This is a genomic window from Janibacter sp. UYMM211 (assembly GCF_040547045.1).
Classification (GTDB): Bacteria; Actinomycetota; Actinomycetes; order Actinomycetales; family Dermatophilaceae; genus Marihabitans; species Marihabitans melonis.
Genome location: NZ_JBEPOY010000002.1, coordinates 655,881 through 680,743, shown reverse-complemented (window position 1 = coordinate 680,743; position 24,863 = coordinate 655,881). Strand labels below are relative to the sequence as shown.

The window sequence follows — 24,863 nt, the reverse complement described above, 5'->3', positions numbered from 1 at the left end:
CGGGGCGCCGCCCGCTCTGGCAGGATCGGGGCCATGTCGACCGAGACCCACCGCCAGGAGGCCTGGCTGCCTCGCGAAGAGCTCGAGTCGGTGCGGGGCCGTGTGCCGATGCTCTACGTCGTCGCCGTGCCCGTGCGCGTCGACCAGAGCGGCGAGATCACCTCCGTCGGGCTGCTCCTGCGGGCCACCGACACCGGTCGGATGGAGCGCGAGCTCGTCGGCGGTCGTGTCCAGTACCACGAGCGGATCCGCGACGCGCTCGTGCGCCACCTCGAGAAGGACCTCGGCCCGATGGCCCTGCCGCAGGTGCCGCCGAGCCCCCAGCCCTTCACCGTGGCGGAGTTCTTCCCCACCCCCGGGGTCACGCCCTTCCACGACCCGCGTCAGCACGCCGTCGCGATGGTCTACGTCGTGCCCGTCGGCGGCGACTGCGCCCCGCAGCAGGACGCGCTCGACCTGTCCTGGCTCACCCCGAGCGAGGCCTCCGAGCCGGGCCTGCTCGCCGACATGGGCGGCGGCCACGGAGTCCTTCTGCGCCAGGCCCTCTCCCACCTCGGCCACCCGGTCTGACCCCTTCGCCCCCTTCGCCTGAGGCCCCCTTCGCCTGGCCGCTCCCGGCGGCTCGCCACACCCGTCACATGTTTATCGGGTCACCCGATAAACACCGGCTCAGCAGGAGTTTCTTACTCGTACTGAGCAAGGGTTTATCGGGTGACCCGAGAATCTTGGGGCTGGTGGGACTCGCACCAAGGCCTCAAGGCGCCGCGGGGGGCGAAGGGGGTCAGCCGGTGAACTCGTCGCGGGTGCGGCTCATGTCGGAGAAGTCCTTCGAGTACGCGGCCTCGTAGGTCGGGGCAGTGCCGCCGAGGCGGGCGGGCTGGAAGCGCAGGTCGTCGCCGGTGAGCTCGGGGTAGCCCGCGATCGTCTCGTCGAGGAGGCGCTTCATGATCTCGCGCAGCTCCTCGGTCTTGGCCGTGACGTCGTCGTCGGGGCCGACGTGCAGCGGCTCGCCGATCGTCACGTGGATCGGGGTCTTCGTGCGCCCGATGCGGCGGGGCGCGTCCTTGGTCCAGATCCGGTGCGAGCCCCAGACGATCGTCGGGAGCACGGGCACGCCGGCCTCCTGGGCCATGCGCACCGCGCCCTTCTTCAGCTCCTTGATCTCGAAGCTGCGCGACATCGTCGCCTCGGGGTAGACGCCGACGACCTCGCCGCTGCGCAGCGCCTCGACAGCCAGGCGGTAGGACTCGGTGCCCGCGCGCCGGTCGACGGGGATGTGCTTGCACCCGCGCATGATCTTCCCGGCCTGGGGGTGCCCGAAGATCGACTTCTTGGCCATGAAGCGCACGAAGCGGTGCTGCTTGCGCGCGGCGACACCGGCGAAGAGGAAGTCGACGTAGGACGTGTGGTTGACCGCCATGACGGCGCCGCCATGACGGGGCACGTTGTGCCGGCCGCGGTAGCGCAGCTGGTAGCCCAGGGCGAGGAAGGTCGGCCGGCCGACGGCGATGATCGTGCGGTACGTCGGCTCTGCCGAGAAGCGCGGGGGCGTCATGCGCCCAGCCTACGACGGCACCCTCGACAGGGCCCGGGTCGATTGGGTCGCGAGGTCGCCGTGATGGGAGGATCGGGCCCATGACGAACGCCCCCACCACCCCTTCGCCGATCCCCGATCGACCGTCCCTGGACGGCCTCGAGGACAAGTGGGCGCAGGTATGGCGCGAGGAGCGCACCTACGCCTTCGGCGGCACCGCCGACCGCTCGAAGGTCTTCTCCATCGACACCCCGCCGCCGACCGCCTCCGGCTCGCTGCACATGGGGCACGTCTTCAGCTACACCCATACCGACTGCATGGCCCGCTACAAGCGGATGGCCGGCTTCGACGTCTTCTACCCCATCGGCTGGGACGACAACGGGCTGCCGACCGAGAAGCGCGTCCAGAACTTCTACGGCGTGCGCGGCGACGCGACCCTGCCCTACGAGCCGGGGTACGTGCCCCCCTTCGCCGGGGACACCAAGAGCATCAAGGCCGCCGACCAGCAGCCGATCAGCCGGCAGAACTTCATCGAGCTGTGCGACGAGCTGACGGTCAAGGACGAGGAGGCCTTCGAGTCCCTCTTCCGCCGGCTCGGCTTCAGCCTCGACTGGGACATCCAGTACCGGACCATCGACGACCGCTCCCGCGCGACCGCGCAGCAGGCCTTCCTGCGCCAGCTCGCCCGCGGCGAGGCCTACACGGCCGAGGCGCCGGGGCTGTGGGACGTCACCTTCCAGACCGCCGTCGCCCAGGCCGAGCTCGAGGCGCGCGACTACCCGGGGGCGTACCACCGCGTCGCCTTCCACCGGGTCGCCGCGGACGGCACGACCGGTGAGCCGGTGCACATCGAGACCACCCGCCCCGAGCTGCTCCCCGCGTGCGTCGCGCTCATCGCGCACCCCGACGACGAGCGCTACCAGGACCTCTTCGGCACGAGCGTGACCTCGCCGATCTTCGGCGTCGAGATCCCCGTCGTCGCCCACCCGGCCGCCGAGATGGACAAGGGCGCGGGCATCGCGATGTGCTGCACCTTCGGTGACCTCACCGACGTCATCTGGTGGCGCGAGCTGCGCCTGCCGACCCGCTCGGTCATCACCCGCGCGGGCCGCGTGCAGGCCGAGGTCCCCGCATGGGTCGCCGACGCGAAGGGGGAACGCGGCACCGAGGTCTTCGAGGAGATGGCCGGCAAGACCGTGCACTCGGCCCGCGAGGTGGTCGTCGAGGCGCTGCGCGCCTCCGGCGACCTCGACGGCGAGCCGCAGAAGACCCAGCGCAAGGCCAACTTCTACGAGCGCGGCGAGAAGCCGCTCGAGATCGTCACGAGCCGGCAGTGGTACATCCGCAACGGCGGGCGCGACGTCGAGCTCAACGAGGCGCTGCAGGCGCGCGGCGACGAGATCGACTTCCACCCCTCCTTCATGCGCTCGCGCTACAAGAACTGGGTGGCCGGGCTCAACGGCGACTGGCTCGTGAGCCGTCAGCGCTTCTTCGGCGTGCCGATCCCCGTCTGGTACCGCCTCGACGCCTCCGGCGAGCCCGACTACGACGCCCCGATCGCCCCGGCCGAGGACACCCTGCCCGTCGACCCCGCCGCGCAGACGCCGCCCGGGTACAGCGAGGACCAGCGCGACCAGCCCGGCGGCTTCACCGGCGACCCCGACGTCATGGACACGTGGGCGACGAGCTCGCTCACCCCGCAGATCGCCGGCGACTGGCGCGGCGCCGAGGCCGGGACGAGCGACCTCTTCGGCAAGGTCTTCCCCATGGACGTGCGGCCGCAGGGGCACGACATCATCCGCACCTGGCTCTTCGCGACCGTCGTGCGCTCGCACTTCGAGCACGGGAGCGTGCCGTGGACCGACGCCGCGATCAGCGGCTGGATCCTCGACCCCGAGCGCAAGAAGATGAGCAAGAGCAAGGGCAACGTCGTCACCCCCGAGGACGTCGTCGTCGAGCACTCCGCCGACGCGGTGCGCTACTGGGCGGCCAGCGGGCGTCTGGGCACCGACGCCGCGTATGACACGGGTCAGATGAAGGTCGGCCGGCGCCTGGCGATCAAGCTGCTCAACGCGAGCAAGTTCGCGCTCGGCTTCGGCGAGCCCGAGCTCGAGCCCCGCCAGGGTCTGGCCTCGGTCATCACCGAGCCGCTCGACCGCTCGATGATCGCCGCGCTCGCCCACGTCGTGCGCGACGCGACCGCCGGCTTCGAGGGTTGGGACTACACCCGCTCCCTCGACGTCACCGAGACCTTCTTCTGGACCTTCTGCGACGACTACATCGAGCTCGTCAAGGACCGTGCCCACGCCGGTGACCCCTCCGCCCGCGCCGCCCTGCGGCTCGCGCTGTCGGTGCTCCTGCGCCTGCTCGCCCCCTTCCTGCCCTACGCGACCGAGGAGGTCTGGTCGTGGTGGCAGCAGGGCTCGGTCCACCGCTCGACGTGGCCGCTCGTCGACGAGCTCGCCCTGGGCCAGCCCGGTGACCCCGAGATCCTCGCGGCCGTCGGCGCGGCCCTGAGCCAGGTCCGCAAGGCCAAGTCCGACGCGAAGGTCGGCATGCGCTCCGAGATCACCTCGGCGACGCTGCAGACCCCCGCCGCCCTCGCCCCGCTCGTGCAGCAGGGCGAGCCGGACCTGCGCACCGCCGGACGTCTCACCGGCACGCTCGACTACGCCGAGGGCGAGACCGTCGCCCTCGTCGACGTCGAGCTCGTCCCCTTCGTCAAGCCCCCCAAGCAGACCTGACCCCCGACCGCCCCCGAGGCAGGAGCGACCCGTGATCAACCCCGTGACCGAGGTCTCGAAGTTCCTCCATGCCGCGCTGCTCACCCCCGTGGAGCGCGACCACGCCGAGTCCGACGCCGCCTTCCGCCGACGCCGCGTCGTCGCCGTCATCACGCTCGCCCTGGGGGCGGTCCTGCTCGCGTCCGCGCTGCGGATCGAGCCCGGCGACCCGCTCTTCTACGGGGCGACGCTCGCGCTCGCCGCGGTGTGGACGATCGGCGCCTTCGCCTCGGGCCGGCTGTGGCTCGGGCGCGGGCACACCCGGGCGGGGACGACGGCCCGCCCGGTGGTCCAGTCCTTCTCGCTCGGGCTGCTGCTGCTCGCGATCTTCCTCGCCGGCGGCTTCGTCGTCGCCGGGATCCCCGCCCTGTCCGAGCCGGTCCGTGGCCTGCTCGCGCACGCGACGGTCGGCTCGCTGCCGGTCGTCGCGGCGATCACCGCCGTCAACGGCATCGCCGAGGAGCTGTACTTCCGCGGAGCCCTCTACTCCGCCGCGGGGCGGCGGCACGCCGTCGCCATCACCGCGGTGATCTACACGCTGGTCTCCTTGGCCAGCGGCATCGCCCTGCTCGCGCTCGCGGGACTGGCCGTCGGCGTCGTCACGGGGCTGCAGCGCCGTGTCACCGGCGGTGTGCTCGGCCCCATCATCACCCACCTCACGTGGTCGCTCGGCATGCTCTTCCTCCTCCCGCCGACCCTCGACCTCTCCTCGTCGATCGGACTCTTCTCATGAGCACCACCACCGCTGCGCCCGGCACCGTCCTCATGACCGGCTCGACCGGCTACGTCGGGTCCAACCTGCTGCCCGAGCTGCTCGACCGCGGGTGGCGCGTGCGGGTCCTCACCCGCTCCGCCGCGCGCCTGCCCAAGGAGTGGGCCGACCGGGTCGACGTCGTCGAGGGTGACGCGACCGACCGCGAGAGCGTCGCGCGTGCGCTCGAGGGCGTCGACGTCGCGTACTACCTGCTGCACTCGATGGACGGCGAGGGCGACTTCATCGAGCGAGACCGCGAGATGGCCCAGCTCTTCAGCGACGAGGCCGCAGCGGCCGGCGTCGGGCGCATCGTCTACCTCGGCGGGCTGCACCCCGACGGCGAGCTCTCGCCCCACCTGCGCTCGCGGGTCGAGGTCGGCGAGATCTTCCTCGACAGCCCCACGCCCAGCGTCGTGCTCCAGGCCGGCATCGTCCTCGGGGACGGGTCCGCGAGCTTCCAGATGCTGCGCCACCTCACCGAGCGGCTGCCGGCGATGATCACCCCGAAGTGGGCGCTCAACACGATCCAGCCCATCGGCATCGTCGACGTCGTCTACTTCCTCGCCTCGGCCGCCGGGCTCGAGGGCGACGTCAACCGCAGCTTCGACCTCGGCGGGCCGGACGTGCTCACCTACGCCGAGATGATGAAGCGCTACGCCGAGGTCGCCGGGCTCGTCCCCCGCGTCATCGTCACCGTCCCCGTCCTCACCCCGTCGCTCGCGAGCCACTGGATCGGGCTCGTCACCCCCGTCAAGGCCGGCATCGCCCGCCCGCTCATCGGCAGCCTCGTCCACGACGCCGTCTGCCACGAGCAGGACCTCCTCGAGCTCGTCGGCCCGCCCCCCGGCGGTCGGACCGGGTACACGGACGCCCTCAAGGCCGCCATGGAGGGCTACGACCCGCTGCGCTGGCGCCGTTCGCTCCAGGTCGCCGGTCTGGCCACCGCTGCGACCGCGGTCGTCGGGAGCCTCGCGACCGACCCCGGCTCGCGGTGGTACCGCCGGCTCGACACCCCGGGCTGGCAGCCGCCGGCCATCGCCTTCCCCGTCGTGTGGACGGCGCTGTACACCGGCATCGCGCTGAGCAGCGCGGCGACGCTCGCCGAGACCGAGGACGACCCCAAGGCGGCGAAGGGGTACGCGGCCACCCTCGCGGCGAACCTCGCCCTCAACGCGGGGTGGAGCGCGCTCTTCTTCAAGGGGCACCGTCCCGGTCTCGCGGCGATCGACTCCGCGGCGCTGGCGGCGACCGCTGCCGAGCTCACCCGTCGGGCCCGCCCCCACGGGCGGCTGCGCACCGCCGCACTCGGCACGTACACGGGCTGGTGCACCTTCGCCACCGCCCTCACCGTCGCGATCTGGCGCCGCAACCGCCGCTGATCCGCCCCTCCCCCTCCGCCGACACCCCTCCCCCTTCGCCCCCGCCTACCGACCCGGCTACCACGCCGTAGGTGTGGTGATCACGACCACTACGGCGTGGTAGCCGGAGGGGTAGCGGGCGTCGGGGTGTGCGCGGCTGTCCGCGCGTCGAGGATCAGCGCACGGGCTGGCTGCGGACCGCGTCGGGGGTCGGCGCCGTCCCGGGCACGAGACGGGGCACGGGGACCCGGCGGGGGTCGAAGGCGGGGCGCGACCCGGCTCGAGCAGGACGCTCCCCCGTCGGGCGCACGAGCAGCCACGCACGGTCCCAGCCACCCAGGCCCAGCCGGGCCTCGACGACCTCGGTGACGGTCACCTGGCGCACGTGCCCCGACGCCGGCTCGTAGACGTCGACGACGTCGTCGAGCTGGCCGGGCAGCACGAGCGTCACGTGGCGCGGCAGCGCGTCCGAGCCGACGTAGAGCAGCGCGGGCTCGCCCTCGTCGACGACCCGGTGCAGACGCTCGAAGGCCGCCCGCAGACCGTCGTCGCCGAGCGGGCGCAGGACGTCGACCTCGTAGCGGGTGCCGACCCGGCTCGCACCGGCCTCGAGCTCGGCCCGCGCGCCCCACGGCGGGGTGCCGAGCGCGCGCGGCCACGGCGGGCGCAGCCCGGCGCGCGAGACCTTGAGCCCGTTGGTGCGTCGGTGCACGGTGCGCTCGTAGCTCGCGAAGCGCTCGACGGGCGTCGAGCCCTCGGCCCCGAGGACCGGCAGACCGCTGCCCGTCGTCACCCACCGGGCGAAGGGGTCGTCGACGAGCATCCGCGCGACCGTGAGGCAGGCCGCGCCGCACGTCACCGGGGACTGCTGGGTCGGGCCGGTGTCACCGGCCCGCAGGAGGTACGCGCTCACGCCTCCATCCAACCGCGAGAGAGGGGCGCACGCCACACCCCTGGGCGGGCGCCTGCACGCCCGGACGAGCGAGGCCGGCTAGAGCAGGACGCCGGGGTTGAGCAGACCGAGCGGGTCGAGGGCGTCCTTGACCCGCCGGCTCGCGGTCATGACCTCCGGGCCGAGCTGCGTCGGCAGGGCGTCGCGCTTGAGCCGGCCGATGCCGTGCTCGCCGGTGATCGTGCCGCCGATCTCGACGGCCGCGGCCATGACGTCGACGAAGGCGGCCTGCGCCTTCGCCTCGCCGTCCGGGTCGTCGGTGTCGACGACGATGATCGGGTGGGTGTTGCCGTCGCCGGCGTGGGCGACGACGGGGATGGCGACCCCGTGCCGGGCGGCGACCGCCTCGATCCGGGCGAGCAGGTCGGGCAGCAGCGGCACCGCCGCGCCGACGTCCTCGAGCAGCACCCGCCCGCGCTGCTCGAGCGCCGGCAGCGCGAGACGGCGGGCCTGGATGAAGAGCTCGCCCTCGTCGACGTCGTCGGTGGAGAAGACCTCGAGGGCCCCCGCCGCCTCGAACGCGCGCTCGACGAGCTGGACCTCGGCGGCCCGGGCGGCGCCCGGTGCGTCGGACTGCGCGAGGAGCAGCGCCCCTGCGTCGCGGTCCAGACCCATCGGGGCGTAGTCCTCGACGGCGTTGATCGCGGCCTGGTCGAGCAGCTCGAGCATCGAGGGCTGCACGTCACGACCGACCCGCACGACGGCGTCGGCGGCCGCCGCGACGGTCGGGAAGGTCGCGACGAGGGTGGCGGCCGGCCGCTGCGCCGGCACGAGGCGCAGGGTGGCCGAGGTGATGATGCCCAGGGTCCCCTCGCTGCCGACGAAGAGCGGCATGAGCGACAGGCCGGCGACGTCCTTGACGTGACGCCCGCCCAGACGCAGCACCGTGCCGTCGGCGAGGACGACCTCGAGCCCGAGGACGTAGTCGGCGGTGACGCCGTACTTGACGCAGCACAGACCCCCGGCGTTCGTCGCGAGGTTGCCCCCGATGGAGCAGATCTGGACCGAGCTGGGGTCGGGCGGGTACCACAGGCCGTGCTCCGCCACGGCGGCCTTGACCTCGGCGTTGAGCAGACCGGGCTGGACGACGACGGTGCGGCTCGCCGGGTCGACCTCGACGGCGCGCATGCGCTCGGTCGACAGGGTGATCGCCCCGGACTGCCCCGACGCGCCACCCGACAGCCCCGTCCCCGCACCTCGCGGGACGACGGCGACGCGGTGCTCGGTGGCCCACCGCATCGTCGTCACGACGTGGTCGGTGGACTCCGCGCGCACGCACGCCAGGGGCAGCTGCGCGGTGGGGTCGTTCGCCCCGTCGTGGCGGTACTTCTCGAGCGTCTCCGCGCGGGTGGCCACGACCCCCTCGGGCAGCGCGGCGACGAGCCGCTCGAGGGCCTCGGGCGAGAGTGCGCTCACGTCGACCTGCTCAGGCCGAGCGCTTCTGCTTCGGCTTGCGTTTGGTCTCCTGCTCGTGGCGCACGATCGTCGGCAGCACGTTGTCGAGGACGACCTCGCGGGTGACGACGACCTGCTTGATGCCCTCGTCGCTCGGGACGTCGAACATCACCGGCAGGAGGACCTCCTCCATGATCGCCCGCAGACCGCGCGCGCCGGTGCCGCGGGCGAGCGCCTGGTCGGCGATGGCCTCGACGGCGTCGTCGGTGAACTCGAGCTCGACGTCGTCGAGCGCGAACATCTTGCGGTACTGCTTGACGAGGGCGTTGCGCGGCTCGGTGAGGATCTTCGTCAGCGCGTCCTGGTCGAGCGGCGAGACCGTCGTGATGACCGGCAGACGACCGATGAACTCGGGGATGAGCCCGAACTTCATGAGGTCCTCGGGCATGACGTCGACGATGGAGTCGGCGAGATCGGTCGGCGTGTGCAGCTCGGAGCCGAAGCCCAGGCCCTTCTTGCCGCTGCGCGACTCGATGAGCTTCTCCAGCCCGGCGAAGGCCCCGCCGACGATGAAGAGCACGTTCGTCGTGTCGATCTGGATGAACTCCTGGTGCGGGTGCTTGCGCCCGCCCTGCGGCGGCACGGAGGCCGTCGTCCCCTCGAGGATCTTCAGCAGGGCCTGCTGCACCCCTTCGCCCGAGACGTCACGGGTGATCGAGGGGTTCTCGCTCTTGCGGGCGATCTTGTCGACCTCGTCGATGTAGATGATCCCCTGCTCGGCCTTCTTGACGTCGTAGTCCGCGGCCTGGATGAGCTTGAGCAGGATGTTCTCGACGTCCTCGCCGACGTAGCCGGCCTCGGTGAGCGCCGTCGCGTCGGCGATGGCGAAGGGGACGTCGAGCATCTTCGCGAGGGTCTGGGCGAGGTAGGTCTTGCCGCAGCCGGTGGGACCGATGAGCAGGATGTTGGACTTGGCGATGTCCACGTGCTCCTCGTCGCGCTTGCCGGCGGTGCTCGCGGCCTCCTGGGCCTGGACCCGCTTGTAGTGGTTGTAGACGGCGACGGCGAGCGACTTCTTCGCGCCCTCCTGGCCGATGATGAACTTCTGCAGGAAGTCGAAGATCTCACGCGGCTTGGGCAGCTCGTCGAAGCCGAGGTTGCTGCCCTCGGACAGCTCTTCCTCGATGATCTCGTTGCACAAGTCGATGCACTCGTCGCAGATGTACACCCCGGGACCCGCGATGAGCTTCTTGACCTGCTTCTGGGACTTGCCGCAGAAGGAGCACTTGAGGAGGTCTCCGCTCTCTCCGACTCGTGCCACGTCCAGATCCTCTCGCTCGCCCGGTGCCGCCGGTCGCCACCGGCCGACGTGCCCGACGGTACCCGTCGGCTCGTCGCTGTCCTGCTATTGGACACCGCGTGTGGGGGGCGCGTCGCGCCTGTCCGCTGTCAGCGCAACGCGGTGAGGGCGACCGATCCGGTGACCGCGAGGACGAGCGAAGGGGTGGCCCGTCGCGTCCCGCTGCACAGCGTCGTCATGAGTGCGCCGCGTGCGTCCTCCTGCGCGTAGAGGAGATATGTCCGGCCCCTCATGAGGCGCACGCCGCACCCGTCCGAGACGGTGTAGGCGCGGACGGTGGTCGTCCGCGAGACGTCGCCGCCGAGGCGCTGGTCCACCTTGAGCCGGTAGTACGCGTAGCCCGCCCCGCCGCCGCCGGGCAGTGCCACGTCGGTGACGGTGACGACGGCGAGGACATCGGCGCGCTCGGCCTGCTGCTGAGGGGTCCCGCGCACGCACGAGCAGGTCTGGGAGCACGGGGCAGCCTGGGCCGTCGGCGCGCCGACGAGGACGCTGAGACCCACGAGGAGCGACGCGAGGAGGAGCCTCATCCCCCTTCGACGTCCCCGGGGTGCCCCCCGGTTCCCTCCCCCGGGCACGACGACGGCCGCCGGCCCGGTGGGGGCGGCGGCCGTCGTCGGCGGTCCGGCTCAGTCCTCGAGCGAGGCCTTGCGCGGGGTGAGCACGAGGTCGATGAGCCCGTAGTCCTTGGCCTCGGCGGCCGAGAGGATCTTGTCGCGCTCGATGTCCTCGCGGACCTGCTCGGGGGTCTTGCCCGAGTGCTTGGCCCAGGTCTCCTCGAGCCACTCGCGCATGCGCAGCACCTCGTTGGCCTGGATCTCCAGGTCGGAGGCCTGACCGCCCGCCCCACCGGCGAGAGCCGGCTGGTGGATGAGGATGCGCGAGTTCGGCAGGGCGAAGCGCTTGCCCGGGGCGCCGGCGGCGAGGAGCACCGCGGCGGCCGAGGCGGCCTGGCCGATGACGAAGGTCTGGATGTCAGGACGGATGTACTGCATCGTGTCGTAGATCGCCGTCATGGCGGTGAAGGAGCCGCCCGGGCTGTTGATGTACATGAGGATGTCGCGCTCGGGCTCCATCGACTCGAGCACGAGCAGCTGGGCGATGATGTCGTCCGCGCTGGCGTCGTCCACCTGCACGCCGAGGAAGATGATGCGGTCCTCGAAGAGCTTGGTGTACGGGTCCATCCGCTTCATGCCGTAGGAGGTGCGCTCCTCGAAGTTCGGCAGGATGTAGCGGCTCGACGGACCGGGGCGCATCGGGGCGTCACCGGGCATGGACGTGCGGGCCTGGGGGTCGAAGTACATGTGTCTCTCTCCTGGTCTCTCGCGCGCTCAGTCGGTGACCGGGTTGTCGCTGCGCGGCCCGGCCTGCGCCGCGCTCTCGAAGACGTGGTCGATGAAGCCGTACTCCTTGGCCTCCTCGGCGGAGAACCACCGGTCGCGGTCGGAGTCCTTCTCGATCCGCTCGAGGTCCTGGCCCGTGTGCTGGGCGATGAGCTCGGCCATCTGCTTCTTGACGAAGAGCATCTGCTCGGCCTGGATCTTGATGTCGGACGCGGTGCCGCCGATGCCGCCCGAGGGCTGGTGCATCATGACCCGCGCGTGGGGGGTCGCGTAGCGCTTGCCCGGGGTGCCGGCCGACAGGAGGAACTGGCCCATCGACGCGGCCAGGCCCATGGCCACGGTCGCGACGTCGTTGGGGATCCACTTCATCGTGTCGAAGATGGCCATACCGGCGGAGATCGAGCCGCCGGGGCTGTTGATGTACAGCCAGATGTCCTTCTCCGGGTCCTCCGCCGCGAGGAGCAGCATCTGGGCCGCGATGGCGTTCGCGTTGTCGTCGCGCACGTCCGACCCGAGGAAGATGATCCGCTCCTTGAGGAGCCGCTGGTAGATGTGGTCGTCGAGTCCGAGGCCGCCCTGGGGGCCTGCCGCGACGATCTCGCTGGGGTTGCTCACGCTCGCTCGCTCTCGTGTCGTGATGGCGTTGTCAGTGACCCTAACGCCGAAGGGTCGGGCGCTACTCCCGACCCATCTGCGTGTTCGCCGTGGGCGCAACCGGGCGCGAAGGGGGAGCCGCGCGCCCGCTCAGAGCACGAGGTTGAGCAGCACCGTGAGCAGGACCGACAGGAGCAGGGAGACGACGATCATCGTCAGGCATCCCGCGGCGCCCCCGAGGGGGCGGACCTGGACGCGTCGGCGAGGGGGCTGGGTCATCACCTCACGCTAACGGCCACGACGGGGGCTCGACCGTGTCAGCTGTCGTCGTCCTCGCCGCCGTCGTCGTCCTCGCCGTCGTCGCCGCCGTCCTGACCGTCGTCACCGTCGTCGCCCTCGTCCTGACCGTCGCCGCCGTCCTCCTCGGTCTGGCTCGACCCGGGCTCGTCCTCTCCCCCGAGCGGCAGCACGCAGGCGGAGAGACCGAGCGGCAGGGCGGCGGCGAGCAGGACGGCGGTGAGGGTGCGGCGCATGCACCCACCCTGGACGACGTGGATGAGACGGCGATGAGAGAGCGGCCCGCCGGGGCGGCCCGCCGGGGCGGTCCGCCCTGCCTCAGGAGCGCACGAGCAGCGCCAGCGCCGCGTGCGCCTCGAGCTCGACGTGGAAGCCGTGCAGCTGGTCGACCTCGCCGAAGGTCGACCCGTCGCCCATGTCCATCAGCCGCGCGCCGGGGACGAGGTGCTCGCTGATGACCGTGCCGGAGATCGGCTCGGCGGCGAAGTTGAGCACCGTCACCTGCATCTGGCCCTCGATGCTCTCGTAGTCGTGGACCATGACGAGCATCGCCGGGTGCGCGACGTCGGGCACGTCGACCTGGCTCGTCGTCGCGATCTGGAAGTACCCGCGCAGGTGGAGGATCTGCTTGAGCCGGTAGACGAAGGACGTCTCGTCCTCGAGCTGCTCGGGCAGGGTGCCGTAGAGCGAGCGAGCCCGGGGCATGCCGGACATCGAGCGCTGGGCGGAGGGGTCGACGCCGAGCAGGTCGTAGGCGCCGCGGTGGATCCAGCGGGTGTCTCCCCCGTCGAGCAGCGGCGCGACGTCCGGGTGGTCGGCGGGCAGCGGCAGCGCGCCGGTGAGGTCCCACCCGGAGAGGGCGAAGACGCCCGGCTGCAGCGCGTTGTAGCTCGCGAGGAGCAGGTGCGCCTGACGGATCCGGGCGACCTCCTCCTCGCCGATCGCCTCGAGGTCGGTGATGCCGAGCGACCCGGCGATGATCGACGCCGTCGTCGAGGCGATGCCGTTGGTCGTGAAGACCTGGTTGTACGGCGCGGCGTCACCGGTGAGCCGCTCCGTGAGCTCGCCGCGGATCGTCTCGGCGAGCACCTCGCCGCTCACCTGCTCGCCGCGGAAGGTGAACTCCTCCTCGCGGTGCTCGCTGGCGAAGTGGACGAGCTCGTAGGTCATCTCGTCGTGGTTCTGCAGCGCGTGGACGAGCCCGACCGCGTGGACGCCCCGAGCCATCGCCTCGCGCATCGTCAGCCGGAGGAACTCCGTGTCGGCCGTCGCGAGCGCGTGCTGGTAGGCGGGCCGGTTGACGAAGTCGTAGGAGAGGTCGGCCCCGGCCTCGGAGGTCGTCGCGATGTCGTCGATCGAGAGGTTGAGCTCCTGGAAGGTGAAGCCGCCGATCTTGCGCACCATCGACCCGATGAGCTGGTTGGCCGCCTCGGACAGGGGGTGCCCCTCGGACCAGGCGGGCGAGCCCTCCGCGGACTTCTCGACCCCGAGGAAGCCGTTGGCGTCGAGCCGCAGACCCCCGGAACCGAGGTCGCCGAGGCTGTGCAGGGCGTCGCCCATGACCATGCGCATGCCGGCGAAGGTGGGGTCGAGCCAGTTGATCGAGGGCTGCCCCTCCTTGAAGTAGTGCAGGTAGACCCAGCGCCGCCGGATCCCGTCGGGACCGGTGACCACCGACGTCGCGCTCCAGTTCGTGTCCTTGACCCCGGGCACGTGGAAGATCACCCGCTGGAGCCGGCCGACGATGTAACCCGCCTCCGACAGTGCGGCCTCGGCCTCCTCGTCGAGGTTGACCGAGTCGCGCCCCTCGGGCACGTCGGGCAGCAGGTGCCAGTCCTCCTCGGGCACGAGGACCATGTGGTAGATCCCGGGGTAGTCGTCGACCCCGAGCTCGGCGAGGCGGAAGTCGGCGCCCTTGCCGGTGTGCCCGGGCACGATGTCGTCGATGACCGTGCCGTCGTGCGCGGCGGCGGTGACGCACATCTCGCGGAACTCGTCCTCGGTCCCGAAGGCGGTGTCGATGTGGGTCGAGATGCGGTCGAAGTGCCCGTCGATGCTCGGCGTGGGGCTCCACCCCGAGATGCCGCCGGCCTGCTTGACCGGGCCCGTGTGCAGGCCGTGGATGCCGATGTCGGCGAAGGTGCGCCACAGCTCGTCGTCGCCGAGCGCGGCGAGGAAGGAGCGCCCGGGCGGGGTGATCATCGAGATCGGGTAGGCGGTGAACCACACCGACGCGGTCTGGACCGCGAGGCGCGGGTCCGGGGTCGCGTAGGGGTTCTGCCACATCGAGCCGACGGCCGAGAACTGCCGGGCGATCGCCTTCGCGTCGGCGAGCATCGACTGGTCACGCAGCCACTCGACGTAGACGGGGTTGTCGCCGAGCGGCTCGCCGGAGCGCAGCTCGGCCGGCGAGGGCGCGCCCTGCGGCCGCAGCCGGCCCCGCGGACGAAGGGCGCGGGGTCGGGCGGGGTAGAAGACCTGGGCGAAGTTCGGCTCGTGGGGGTCCTGCTCGAGCAGGTCGGACTCCGCGGCGGCCTCGAGGAGCTCGTCGTCAGGGGAGACGTCCGGCGAGATGTCGGTCATGACGCACAACCCTAGGGTCCGACCCGCCCGGATCGCACACCGCGCTGCGCCTAGAGCCAGCCGTTGTCCTGGGCGACCCTCGCCGCCTCCATCCGGGTCGTCGTGCCCGTCTTGCCGATGGCCGAGGACAGGTGGTTGCGCACCGTGCCCGGCGAGAGGTAGACCTGCGCGGCGATGCTCGCGACCGGGGCGCCCGTGAGCGCCTCGCGCAGGACCTCCCGCTCGCGCGGGGAGAGGGGGTTCACCCCTTCGTAGAGCGACTCCGCGGCGAGCGTCGGGTCGATGACGCGCAGACCCGAGTGCACCCGGCGCACCGCCTCGGCGAGCTCGCTCGCCGGGGTGTCCTTGACGACGAAGCCCCGCGCACCGGCCTCGAGGGCCCGGCGCACGTAGCCGGCCCGCCCGAAGGTCGTCACGACCAGGGCCCGGCACGACGGCTCCTCGCGGGAGAGCTGCTCGGCGACGTCGATGCCCGACATGCCGGGCATCTCGATGTCGAGCAGGGCGACCTCGGCCCCGGTGCGCCGCACCGCGGCGAGGACCTCGTCGCCGCGGCCGACCTCGCCGACGACGTCGATGTCGCGCTCGAGACCGAGCAGGGCCGCGAGGGCGCCCCGCACGAGGGCCTGGTCGTCGGCCAGCAGCACCTTGATGCTCACAGCGTCACCTCCACACGCGTGCCCGGCTCGGCCGCCTCCACGACGACGCTCCCGCCGGACGGCTCGACCCTCTCGCGCAGACCGCGCAGACCGTTGCCCTCGCGCCCCGAGCGCGGTCCCCGCCCGTCGTCGACGACGACGAGGCGGTCCTCGCCGAGGGTGACGACGCACCCGGTGGCGCCGCTGTGGCGCACGACGTTCGTCGCGAGCTCGCGCAGCGCCCAGGCGAGGGTGATCCGGTGCCGCGGGTCGACCTCGGCCGGGTCGCCGTCGACGACGAGCGCGATGCCCGCGTCGGCCATGGCCCCGCGCGCCGAGTCGATCTCGTCGGCGAGACGGGCGACACGCAGCCCCGCCACGGTGGCCCGGATCTCGGCGAGCGACTGGCGGGCGATGGAGCGCAGCTCGGCGAGCTCGGCCTTGGCCCGCTCGGGGTCGACGTCGACGAGACGCTCGGCGAGCTCGGCCTTGACGGTGACGACGGTCAGCGAGTGGCCGAGGACGTCGTGCACGTCGCGGGCGACCCGCTCGCGCTCCTGGCTGATCGACAGGCGCTGCTCCGAGGCACGCCGCCGCGAGGAGCTGCGGTCGAGGCCGCCGACGAGGATGAGCGTCAGCGTGACCATCGGGTAGACGAGGTAGACGAAGGCGAGCTGCTCGATGCCCACCTGCGACACGACGACCGAGGCGATGCCCAGGGCCAGGCCGAGCGCGACGAGGGCCTGCCAGGGTCGCAGGGCGATGCCGGCGAGGGCGAGGACGAAGGGGACGAGCCCGAGCGAGGCGATGCCGGCGGTGGGGATGGTCGCGAGGGTGAGGGCGACGAGGACCGCGAGGTAGGTCCACACGCTCCAGCTCGTGCCCTCGGGCCGGTCCTCCGCCCGCATCGCGTGGATGTAGACGACGCTGAAGGCGAGGACGACGAGGATCCCCAGCGCGCGCCACGGCCACGGGGCGTCGTCCTGCACGATGGAGACGACCGGGAAGACGATGAAGACGAGCCAGACCGCGCCGAGGAGCCAGCCGAAGCGGGCCCAGGGGTCGCGCTCGACCTCCTCCCCCACCACCACGTCGCCGCGTCGTCGCTCCATGGGCCGCAGGCTAGCGCCGGGCATCGCCGGGGGTCACTGACGGCCGCGGCTGCGGCGCACGAGCAGGGTGGCGACGACGGCGAAGATCGCGCCCCAGACGAGCAGGTTGGTCACCGGCACCCACAGCGGCTCCTGCACCATCGCCGCACCGTCCTGCGTGCTCACGAGCCAGCCCTCGGTGATGGGGTAGCGCGCCAGCGAGATGTAGCCGTAGAGCGGGGTGAAGCGGGCGATGTCGAGCAGCGTGCCCGACAGCGGGGTGAAGACGTTGCCGAGGAAGGCGAAGATGACGAGCGTGCCCGAGGCCGCGCCGACGGCGCTCTCCGAGCGGAAGGCGAGCCCGACGCACAGCCCGTAGAGGGCGAAGACCCCCGCACCGGCCAGGACGACGAGCGCCGAGAGGACCCACGCCTGCACGGTGCCCTCGGCGCCGGTGAGCGCCCCGATGAGGTAGATGAGCCCGATCGGCACGCACGCGACGGTGAGCGCGGTGACCGCCTTGCTGAGGACGAAGGAGGCGTCGCGCATCGGGGTGAGGCCGAGCTGACGGCCCCAGCCCTGCATCTTCTCGACCGCCGCCCCGCCGCCGATGGAGGTCGTGGCGGTCACGGCGCCGTACGCGGCCATCGAGACCATGATGTAGAGACCGACGTTGCCGTTGCCGGCCGACTCGTCCTTGAAGGACTGGGTCGCGCCGAAGATGACGAAGAGGAAGGCCGGCAGCGCGGCGGTGAAGAAGAGCCCGACCGGGTCGCGCACGATCCGTCGCAGCTCCATGCCCGTGTACGTGGGGTTGATGCTCATGCCCGGCTCCCGCTCGTCTCGTGCTCGGTGGTCTCGTCGGTGGTGCGGTGGGGCTCGTCGGCGCGCTGCCCGGTGAGGGCGAGGAAGGCCTCGTCGAGCGAGCCCGTCGTGATCTCGAGGTTGGACCCGCCGAGGTCGAGCAGGATGCGTGCCAGCGCGTCGGAGTCGGCGGCGAGCACCCGCACCCGCGGCCCCTGCCGCTCGAGCGAGTGCACCCCCGCAGCGGCCTCGAGCCGTGCGTCGAGCTCGGGGGCGAGGTCGGCGCTCACGACGCGCCCGGTCGCCCGGGCGCGGATGGCCTCGGTCGTTCCGTCGGCGACGACGACGCCACCGGACATGAGGACGATGCGGTCGGCGAAGGTGTTGGCCTCCTCGAGGTAGTGCGTGGCGAAGATGATCGTGCGGCCCTGCGCGGCCTCGGCGTGCATCGCCGCCCAGAAGTCGCGCCGGGCGCCGACGTCCATGCCCGCCGTGGGCTCGTCGAGGACGAGCAGGTCGGGGTCGGGCAGGAGCGCGAGGGCGAAGCGCAGCCGCTGCTGCTCGCCGCCGGAGCACTTGCTGACGCGGCGACGGGCCAGCGCGGTGATCCCGGCCCGCTCCATGACCTCGGCGACCGGCTGCGGCGAGGCGAAGGTCGAGGCGATGACCTCGACGGTCTCCTCGACCGTGAGGTCGCGGAGCAGGCCGCCGGTCTGGAGCACCGCCGACACCCGCCCGGCGTCGACCGCGGCGCGCGGCACGGTGCCGAAGACCTCGACACCGCCCGACGACGGCTGCGTGAGACCGAGCACCATGTCGAGGGTCGTCGTCTTGCCGGCGCCGTTCGGCCCGAGCATCGCGACGACCTCGCCGTGCCCGACCTCGAGGTCGACGCCGCGCACGGCCTCAACCCGCTGCCGGGCGAGCGTGAAGTGCTTCGTCACCTGCCGCAGCCGCAGCGCCGGGGGCGCCCCCTGCTCAGTTCGCGTGTCCTGGTCCATGCCCCCACCCTGCCGCGGCGGGCGGAGGGGGCGCTGCCCCCTTCGTCATCGGGGCCGCATGACACCTGTCATGCGCTGCGCGCGGGCTGAGCGGCGCGGGCGTCGTCCGGCTCGACGACGGCGGGCAGGGTGACGAGGGCGAGGAGGATCATCACGGCGACGAGCAGCAGCGCGCGCAGGATGCCGACGTGGTCGCCGAGCAGGCCGAGCACCGGAGGGCCGGCGATGAAGGCCGCGTAGCCGATCGTCGCGACGACCGACATCCGCGCGGCGGCGCGACGCGGGTCGTCGGCCGCGGCGCTCATGCCGACGGGGAAGCCCAGGCTCACGCCGAAGCCCCACAGCAGCGTGCCGACGTAGGCCGTCGCGGGCGGGGTGAGCACGACGAGCAGCGAGCCGACCGCGGCGACGACGAGCATCGGCAGGAGCACCCGCCGGCGGCCGTAGACGTCGAGGAGGCGGGTGCCGAGCACCCGTCCGAGGGTCATCGCGCCGAGGAAGCAGGCGAAGGCGACGACGCCGGCCCACGTCGGCACGCCGTGCCCGTCGACGAAGGCGACGGCGATCCAGTCGTTGGCCGTGCCCTCGGTGAAGGCGGCGACGAGGACGAAGACGCCGATGAGGACCGTGCGCGGCTCGCGCCACGCCGAACGGACGACTCCCGTCGTGCCCGGCTCGTCGGGCAGCCGCGGGTCGGCGAGGAAGTAACGCTGGGTGCGCAGCGCGAGCGTGGCCGCGAGCGCGACGACGACGACGAAGTGCACGAGCAACGAGACGCCGAGGGCGACGAGTCCGGCGCCGACGAGGGCGGCGAGCACCGTGCCGCCGCTGAAGAACGCGTGGTAGAGCGGCATCGTCGACCGGCCGAGCGCGCGCTCGACGGTCGTGCCCTGGAGGTTCATCGACACGTCCCACAGGCTCACGCCCGCCGAGGTGACGAAGAGGCCGGCGGAGATGAGCGGCCGGTAGCCGGCGACCTGGGCGCCGAGACCGACGCCGAGGATGCCGACGGAGGCGAGCACCGCGCCGATGAAGACGGCCCGCCCCGTGCCGACGCGCTCGGCGAGACGACCGGCCAGCGGCAGCGCGAGCAGGGAGCCGACGCTGCCCGCGAGCAGGGTGATGCCGAGCTCGCCGCTCGTCAGGCCGAGCATCGACTTGATGTCCGGCAGCCGGCTCGCCCAGGTCGCGAAGACGACCCCGGCGAGGGCGAAGACGAGCAGGAGCGCGCGGTGCGCGCGCTCGTGGGGCACGGCGGACGTGCGGGCGGCGGTGGTCACGCCGGGCTCCTTCTGCGGTGGTGCGGCAGCGACGAAGGGGGGACCCGACCGCGTGGTCGGCTCCCCCCTTCGTCGCGAGGTGCGGTGGATCAGGCCTTGGGGGCGTCCTGCTCCTGCATGGCCTCGGCCTCGGGGGCCTCGGTCTCGGTCGACGCGCTGTCGTCCTCGGGAGCCTCGGTCTCCACCGACTCGTCGCTCTCGCCCTCGGCGTCCGGGACGAGCTCGTCGAGGTCGATCGCGTTGCCGTCGGTGTCGGTGATGCTCGCCTTGTCGAGGACCGCGGCGAGGGCCTTGCGACGGCCGACCTCGCCGACCATCGCCTGCACCTGACCCTGCTGGTCGATGAGCTGGGCGAACTGGTTGGGGTCCATGCCGTACTGCTGGGCCTGCATGACGAGGTACTCGACGAGCTCGGGCTGGCCGACCTCGACCTGCTCGGCCTCGACGATCGCGTCGAGGAGGAACTGCGAGGTGAGCGCCTTGCGGGTCGACTCGTCGACCTCGGCACGGTGCTCGTCGTCCTCGAGGCGACCCTCCTGCTCGAGGTGCTGGTGCACCTCGCCCTCGACGATGCTCTCCGGGAGGTCGATCTGGACCTGCTCGAGGAGGGTCTCGAGGACCTTGTCGCGGGCCTGGATGCCCTGCTCGAACTTCTTGGCCTGCTCGGCCTGCTTCGCGACGTCGGCGCGCAGCTCCTCGGCCGTGTCGAACTCGCTGGCCATCTGGGCGAAGTCGTCGTCGACCTCGGGCAGCTCGCGGACCTTGACGGACTGGACCGTCACGGTGCACGAGGCGTCCTGACCGGCCTGGTCGCCACCGGCGAGCGGCGAGGTGAAGTCGGCGCTCTCGCCCTTGCTCAGACCGACGAGCGCGGCGTCCATGCCCTCGAGCATCGTGCCGGAGCCGACCTCGTAGGAGATGCCCTCGACGGCGTCGATCTCCTGGCCGTCGATCTCGGCGCGCAGGTCGATGGAGACGAAGTCGCCGTCCTCGACGGCGCGGTCGGCACCGGTGAGGGTGCCGAAGCGCTCGCGCAGCTCGGTCATGCGGGCCTCGACGTCCTCGTCGCTCACGGTGACGGGGTCGACGGTGACGGCCAGGCCGTCGTAGTCGGGGAGGGTGACCTCGGGGCGGACGTCGACCTCGACGGTGAACTCGAGCTGCTCGCCGTCCTCGAGGGGCAGCGAGGTGATCTCGACCTCGGGCTGGCCCAGCGGCTTGAGCTCCTCGGCCTCGACGGCCTGGCCGAAGAACTCCGGCAGGGCCTCGTTGACGGCCTCCTGGAGGACGGCGGCCTTGCCGACGCGCTGCTCGATGATGCGGCTCGGGACCTTGCCCGCGCGGAAGCCCGGGACCTGGATCTGGGAGCCGATGGTCTTCAGGGCGGCGTCGACGTGCGGCGCGAGCTCCTCGCTGGTGACCTCGACGGTCATCTTGACCCGGGTCGGGTTGAGCTTCTCGACGGCACTCTTCACTGCAGGCACTCCAAAGGATCTCTGGCGGGTGGTCAACGGTTGACGCCCACGAGCCGTCTCCGACCCCGCAGGGGCCGGTCCCGGCTGCTCCTTGAGGTGGACGCAGACGTAGGTCGTCACACTACCGTCACACCGGCCGCGCGACCCAAACGAGCCCGCCGGGCCCTAGGGTGCCAGCCATGTCGCAGCCATCGGCCACGCCCGCCACCGCCCTGCAGCCCGTGAAGATCGTCGTCGCCGCGATGTGCAGCGGTCTCGTCCTCGTCAGCCTCGTCGGGCTGGTGAGCGCCGGCACCGACGGCGGGGCGGACCCGCTGTGGCTGGCCGTCTTCGCCGTCGTCGCCCTCGCGGGCGTCGGTGCCGCGGCGACCGTCGGCTTCCGGGTCCCGCCGGTCGACCCGGCCGACCGCGACCCCGGTCGCACCGCGGTCGCCGCGCTGCAGTCCTCGACCATCGTGCGCTGCGCCCTCGTGGAGGCGCCCGGGATCGTCGCCGTGATGCTCGCCTTCGTCAGCGGGTGGGGCCTGCTCGCCCTGCTCGGGCTCGTCATGGTCCCCGTCATGCTGTGGCTCGCCTGGCCCACCCGGTCCAACGTCGCCAAGGTGCAGCGGGCGCTCGAGGCGAAGGGGGCCCGCACGGGCCTGACCGAGCGCCTCTTCGGCACCGGCACCGGCGGCCCGATGCTCCCGACCTGAGCGGTCGGACGCACGACGGGTCGGGGTAGCCGGATTCGAACCGGCGGCCTTCCGCTCCCAAAGCGGACGCGCTACCAAGCTGCGCCATACCCCGTCACCCGGAAGCCGATTCGGTCGGCGTCCGAGCGCGCATTAGGCTAACCCGTGCTCCTCGCGCAGCAGCGCCCGCACCTCGCGGGCAGGCCGCGAGAGGTGTGCGGGCGTAGCTCAATGGTAGAGCCCCAGTCTTCCAAACTGGCTACGCGGGTTCGATTCCCGTCGCCCGCTCCCCCGTCCGTCCACGGACGCGGCGAGACCCCCGCACCGACCTGGTGCGGGGGTCTCGTCGTCCCGGCTCGCTCAGATGAAGTCGGCGGGGTCGTACTCGGAGATCGGGATGATCCGCACGCGCGGCAGCGCGGAGGTGAAGGCGCCGATCTCGTACTCGAGGTCGACGACCTCGAGGCCGGGCACCTGCCGCAGCCCGGTGGAGACGAACTCGGTGAAGCCGGCGACGGCGAGGCGGCGGTCCTCGTCGCGCGAGAGCGCGGTCATCTGCGGGGTGAAGTCGCCGTCGTGGCTGACGAGCATGACGTCGGCGGCCCGGTCGAGCAGCGCGTCCGCGGTGCGCTGGATCGCGATGTCGACGACCTTGCCCGGGCCGCTCAGCGGGACCGGGGTGTAGCCCATGGCGAGCAGCGCCTGGACGAAGGACATCGGCAGGTCCTCGTCGACCGCGAGGAAGAAGAGAGCCTTGACCGGCTGCTGCCAGCGCCGCTCGAGGTGGCCGAGCAGCTTGTTCCAGCGCGGCCGCTCCTCGGGGTGGGGACGTCGGCCGAGGACGGAGGTGCCGAGGGTGGCGTCGATGTTCTCGCCGTCGACGAGCAGATAGCTGGTGCGCTGGGACATGTCGCGACCCTATCCGCGCGGCGTGAGGCGCAGCTCGTGGATGACGCGTCCGGCCCGGGTGCCCTTGTCCTCGAAGCCGTCGGTGGGCCGCCAGGACGGCCGCTCCCCCTCGACGACCTCGTACCCGCCGTGCTCGGCGAGCTGCTCGCGCACGTGCTGGGCGTAGAGCTCGTGGTCGGTGGCGACGAGGACGTGGCCGCCGGGCCGCAGCCGTCGCGCGAAGAGGTCGAGGGTGTGCTGCTGGACGAAGCGGCGCTTCGCATGCCGCGCCTTGGGCCACGGGTCGGGGAAGAAGAGGTGGACCGCCTGGAGCGAGCCGTCGGGCACTGCGTCGTGGAGCAGGTCGAGGGCATCACCGCGGTGGACCCGCAGGGTGGTCAGGCCCTCCTCGTCGGCGGCCGCGAGCATCCGGGCGATCCCGGGCACGTGCACCTCGACGGCGAGCACGTCGTGCTCGGGGTGCGCGGCGGCGTAGGCGCGGGCCGCGGCGCCGTGGCCCGACCCGATCTCGAGGACGAAGGGGGCGACCCGCCCGTAGATCCGGGCGCGGGCGGCCTCGTCGAGCCGCTGCGACTCGACGCCGTAGCGGGGCATGAGCGCAGCCATCCGCTCGTCGGTGAGCGGCGAGCTGCGCCAGCGGGGGGTGAAGGTGCGCACCCCCGAGGAGGGCCGGCCGTTCGGGGCGGGCGGGCGGTCGTGCGCGGGGCGGCGCAACGGGTCGTCGTGGGGCTGGTCAGGGGTCATCGGACGCCGATCCTACGGCGCCCCCGCCCCGGTCCGGACGGCCCGGTCAGCTGCGCCGGATGAGGATCGCGGCGCGGTCGTCGGCCTCGCCGGCGCGACCCTGGCGCACGAGCTCGGTCGTCAGCCCGCTCAGGCCGGCGCCGACGGAGGCCTCGGCCCGGCCGAGCATCCAGTCGATGCCGTCGGCGACGTCGGCGGTCGGCGACTCGACGACGCCGTCGGTGTAGACGAGCAGCGCGTCACCGGGCTCGAGCACTCCCTCGACGCGGGGGTACACCGCGTCGGGCAGCAGGCCGAGCGCCGGCCCGAGGGCGGCGGTGACGGTCTGCCACTGGCCGGTCGCCGCGACGAACTGGACGGCGGGCGGGTGCCCGGCGTGGGCGAGGTTGAAGCAGCCGTTCTCGAGGTCGACGTCGAGGTGGACCGCGGTCGCATAGCCCTCGTCCCAGTTCGCCCGGGCGAGGTAGCCGTTGGCCGCGGTGAGCACGCCCGCGGGGTCGACCTGCCCGACGAGGCCGGACAGCGCGCCGGAGAGGGCGAGCGAGCGCGTCGCGACCTTCTGCCCGTGGCCGGCGACGTCGACGAGGATCACCTCGAGCCGGCTGTGGTCCTCCTGGAGCACCGCGACGTCGAAGTCACCGGAGAAGGCCTGGTGGTGGGCCGTGGCGAAGGCGCGCTCCGCGTGCCACCCGGCGGGCAGCGGCGGGATCTCGCCGATCGCGAAGAGGCTGTCACGCAGCTCCATGATCATCCGGTCGCCGGTGAAGGCGCCGACCCCGTGCTGGGAGCGCGAGTACGAGGTGGCGAGCAGGGTCCCCATGGTCGCCGCGCAGGCGAAGGGGGCGATGTAGTACGGGCCTCCGGTGCCGAAGGCGACGACCCAGATGATCATCGTCGTGATGGCGACGTAGGTCGCCGCGAGCGCGCGGACCGGCAGGACGACACCGGCGAGCAGGATCACCGGGACGAAGGCTGAGACGGGCAGGTACTGAGGTGCGTACGGGTTGCCGAGGGTGATCGCGAGGGCCGCCGTGAGGAGCACGACGACGCGCGGGACCGAGCTCGAGTGCGCAAGCGTGCGCACCAACGAGGCTCCCAGCTCGGGCAGCGCGAGCCGCCCGCTCTGGGAGGTGGTGGTCGACATCAGGTATCCCTTGGTCGTCGGGCCGCCGCCCGACGGGGCGGCGACACCTCGACACTAGGTGCCAGCCCCCCGGCAGCACGATTCCTTGACCAAGTCTTGAAGAAGAAGACTGCACTGTCCAGGGTTTGACGTTGTATATAGGCCAATCGC

General features: G+C 72.3%; 24 protein-coding genes and 2 tRNA genes. 6 read left to right on the top strand and 20 right to left on the bottom strand.

The annotated features are described in order from the left end of the window. Positions 1 to 33: 33 nt before the first annotated feature. Positions 34 to 570 carry an NUDIX hydrolase family protein gene (locus ABIB53_RS08365; RefSeq protein WP_068273837.1) on the top strand — a complete coding sequence of 179 codons (537 nt, stop codon included), beginning with the start codon at positions 34 to 36 and terminating at the stop codon, positions 568 to 570. 211 nt (positions 571 to 781) lie between these two features. Here the strand turns inward: ABIB53_RS08365 and ABIB53_RS08360 are convergent, their stop codons facing one another. Beyond that, entirely contained in the window at positions 782 to 1,555 is a 774-nt protein-coding gene (locus ABIB53_RS08360; RefSeq protein WP_354587834.1) for a lysophospholipid acyltransferase family protein, read from the bottom strand. Positions 1,556 to 1,635: 80 nt separating this feature from the next. Between ABIB53_RS08360 and valS the strand changes: the two genes are divergently transcribed. Genes valS through ABIB53_RS08345 form a run of 3 tightly spaced genes read left to right on the top strand, consistent with a single transcriptional unit; the run spans position 1,636 to position 6,450 of the window. Next, positions 1,636 to 4,278, top strand: a complete 2,643-nt coding sequence (gene valS, locus ABIB53_RS08355; protein ID WP_354587833.1) for a valine--tRNA ligase — start codon at positions 1,636 to 1,638, stop codon at positions 4,276 to 4,278. Between the two features lie 31 nt (positions 4,279 to 4,309). After that, entirely contained in the window at positions 4,310 to 5,050 is a 741-nt protein-coding gene (locus tag ABIB53_RS08350) for a type II CAAX endopeptidase family protein (RefSeq protein ID WP_068273829.1), read from the top strand. After that, positions 5,047 to 6,450 carry a tryptophan-rich sensory protein gene (locus ABIB53_RS08345; protein WP_201466224.1) on the top strand — a complete coding sequence of 468 codons (1,404 nt, stop codon included), beginning with the start codon at positions 5,047 to 5,049 and terminating at the stop codon, positions 6,448 to 6,450. Before ABIB53_RS08350 ends, ABIB53_RS08345 begins: the two co-directional genes overlap by 4 nt. Positions 6,451 to 6,604: 154 nt before the next feature. On the opposite strand, the gene ABIB53_RS08340 is transcribed toward ABIB53_RS08345, so the two are convergent. The 15 genes from ABIB53_RS08340 to tig all read right to left on the bottom strand — a co-directional run bounded on the left by ABIB53_RS08340 (position 6,605) and on the right by tig (position 21,242). Beyond that, a complete protein-coding gene (locus ABIB53_RS08340; RefSeq protein WP_354587832.1) occupies positions 6,605 to 7,342 on the bottom strand; it encodes a hypothetical protein in 738 nt (245 codons plus the stop codon). A gap of 78 nt (positions 7,343 to 7,420) precedes the next feature. Beyond that, positions 7,421 to 8,797 (bottom strand): FAD-binding oxidoreductase, encoded by a 1,377-nt coding sequence (locus tag ABIB53_RS08335; RefSeq protein WP_123090946.1) that lies wholly within the window; start codon positions 8,795 to 8,797, stop codon positions 7,421 to 7,423. 10 nt (positions 8,798 to 8,807) lie between these two features. Further along, complete coding sequence (gene clpX, locus ABIB53_RS08330; RefSeq protein WP_068273821.1) at positions 8,808 to 10,097, bottom strand: ATP-dependent Clp protease ATP-binding subunit ClpX; 1,290 nt, start codon at positions 10,095 to 10,097, stop codon at positions 8,808 to 8,810. A gap of 128 nt (positions 10,098 to 10,225) precedes the next feature. Further along, complete coding sequence (locus ABIB53_RS08325; protein ID WP_354587830.1) at positions 10,226 to 10,666, bottom strand: hypothetical protein; 441 nt, start codon at positions 10,664 to 10,666, stop codon at positions 10,226 to 10,228. Positions 10,667 to 10,765: 99 nt separating this feature from the next. Continuing rightward, the gene (locus tag ABIB53_RS08320; protein ID WP_068273819.1) at positions 10,766 to 11,440 is read right to left on the bottom strand and encodes an ATP-dependent Clp protease proteolytic subunit; all 675 of its coding nucleotides are present in this window, start codon (positions 11,438 to 11,440) and stop codon (positions 10,766 to 10,768) included. A 27-nt stretch (positions 11,441 to 11,467) separates the two neighbouring features. Beyond that, positions 11,468 to 12,094 carry an ATP-dependent Clp protease proteolytic subunit gene (locus ABIB53_RS08315; RefSeq protein ID WP_068273817.1) on the bottom strand — a complete coding sequence of 209 codons (627 nt, stop codon included), beginning with the start codon at positions 12,092 to 12,094 and terminating at the stop codon, positions 11,468 to 11,470. 129 nt (positions 12,095 to 12,223) lie between these two features. Then, positions 12,224 to 12,352 carry a hypothetical protein gene (locus tag ABIB53_RS08310; protein ID WP_263596795.1) on the bottom strand — a complete coding sequence of 43 codons (129 nt, stop codon included), beginning with the start codon at positions 12,350 to 12,352 and terminating at the stop codon, positions 12,224 to 12,226. Between the two features lie 38 nt (positions 12,353 to 12,390). Next, positions 12,391 to 12,606: a hypothetical protein gene (locus ABIB53_RS08305; protein ID WP_191563938.1), complete on the bottom strand. Its 216-nt coding sequence runs from the start codon at positions 12,604 to 12,606 to the stop codon at positions 12,391 to 12,393. A gap of 82 nt (positions 12,607 to 12,688) precedes the next feature. Then, on the bottom strand, positions 12,689 to 14,953 hold the full coding sequence (treS, locus tag ABIB53_RS08300) for a maltose alpha-D-glucosyltransferase (RefSeq protein WP_354587828.1): 2,265 nt from the start codon (positions 14,951 to 14,953) through the stop codon (positions 12,689 to 12,691). A gap of 50 nt (positions 14,954 to 15,003) precedes the next feature. Then, positions 15,004 to 15,612 (bottom strand): response regulator transcription factor, encoded by a 609-nt coding sequence (locus ABIB53_RS08295; protein WP_068273811.1) that lies wholly within the window; start codon positions 15,610 to 15,612, stop codon positions 15,004 to 15,006. After that, entirely contained in the window at positions 15,609 to 16,703 is a 1,095-nt protein-coding gene (locus ABIB53_RS08290; protein WP_354587826.1) for a sensor histidine kinase, read from the bottom strand. The genes ABIB53_RS08295 and ABIB53_RS08290 overlap by 4 nt, the downstream gene beginning before the upstream one ends. A 33-nt stretch (positions 16,704 to 16,736) precedes the next feature. Next, entirely contained in the window at positions 16,737 to 17,507 is a 771-nt protein-coding gene (locus ABIB53_RS08285) for an ABC transporter permease (RefSeq protein ID WP_318183123.1), read from the bottom strand. Then, entirely contained in the window at positions 17,504 to 18,487 is a 984-nt protein-coding gene (locus ABIB53_RS08280; RefSeq protein WP_191563934.1) for an ABC transporter ATP-binding protein, read from the bottom strand. Before ABIB53_RS08280 ends, ABIB53_RS08285 begins: the two co-directional genes overlap by 4 nt. Before the next feature lie 68 nt (positions 18,488 to 18,555). Beyond that, a complete protein-coding gene (locus ABIB53_RS08275) occupies positions 18,556 to 19,767 on the bottom strand; it encodes an MFS transporter (RefSeq protein WP_354587824.1) in 1,212 nt (403 codons plus the stop codon). Positions 19,768 to 19,856: 89 nt separating this feature from the next. Continuing rightward, positions 19,857 to 21,242 (bottom strand): trigger factor, encoded by a 1,386-nt coding sequence (gene tig / locus ABIB53_RS08270; RefSeq protein WP_354587822.1) that lies wholly within the window; start codon positions 21,240 to 21,242, stop codon positions 19,857 to 19,859. Positions 21,243 to 21,421: 179 nt separating this feature from the next. Here tig and ABIB53_RS08265 point away from each other — a divergent pair, with 179 nt between their 5' ends. Further along, positions 21,422 to 21,937, top strand: a complete 516-nt coding sequence (locus ABIB53_RS08265) for a hypothetical protein (protein ID WP_354587821.1) — start codon at positions 21,422 to 21,424, stop codon at positions 21,935 to 21,937. A gap of 20 nt (positions 21,938 to 21,957) precedes the next feature. On the opposite strand, the gene ABIB53_RS08260 is transcribed toward ABIB53_RS08265, so the two are convergent. Further along, positions 21,958 to 22,031, bottom strand: a tRNA-Pro gene (locus ABIB53_RS08260). Between the two features lie 102 nt (positions 22,032 to 22,133). Here ABIB53_RS08260 and ABIB53_RS08255 point away from each other — a divergent pair. Continuing rightward, positions 22,134 to 22,204: transfer RNA gene (locus tag ABIB53_RS08255), tRNA-Gly, on the top strand. 72 nt (positions 22,205 to 22,276) lie between these two features. Here ABIB53_RS08255 and ABIB53_RS08250 read toward each other — a convergent pair. The 3 genes from ABIB53_RS08250 to ABIB53_RS08240 are packed head-to-tail and all read right to left on the bottom strand — an operon-like array spanning position 22,277 to position 24,713. Then, positions 22,277 to 22,825, bottom strand: a complete 549-nt coding sequence (locus tag ABIB53_RS08250) for an NYN domain-containing protein (RefSeq protein ID WP_068273791.1) — start codon at positions 22,823 to 22,825, stop codon at positions 22,277 to 22,279. 9 nt (positions 22,826 to 22,834) lie between these two features. Next, positions 22,835 to 23,569 (bottom strand): tRNA (guanosine(46)-N7)-methyltransferase TrmB, encoded by a 735-nt coding sequence (trmB, locus tag ABIB53_RS08245; RefSeq protein WP_354587819.1) that lies wholly within the window; start codon positions 23,567 to 23,569, stop codon positions 22,835 to 22,837. A gap of 46 nt (positions 23,570 to 23,615) precedes the next feature. Continuing rightward, positions 23,616 to 24,713 (bottom strand): PP2C family protein-serine/threonine phosphatase, encoded by a 1,098-nt coding sequence (locus tag ABIB53_RS08240; RefSeq protein WP_354587818.1) that lies wholly within the window; start codon positions 24,711 to 24,713, stop codon positions 23,616 to 23,618. Positions 24,714 to 24,863 lie beyond the last annotated feature (150 nt).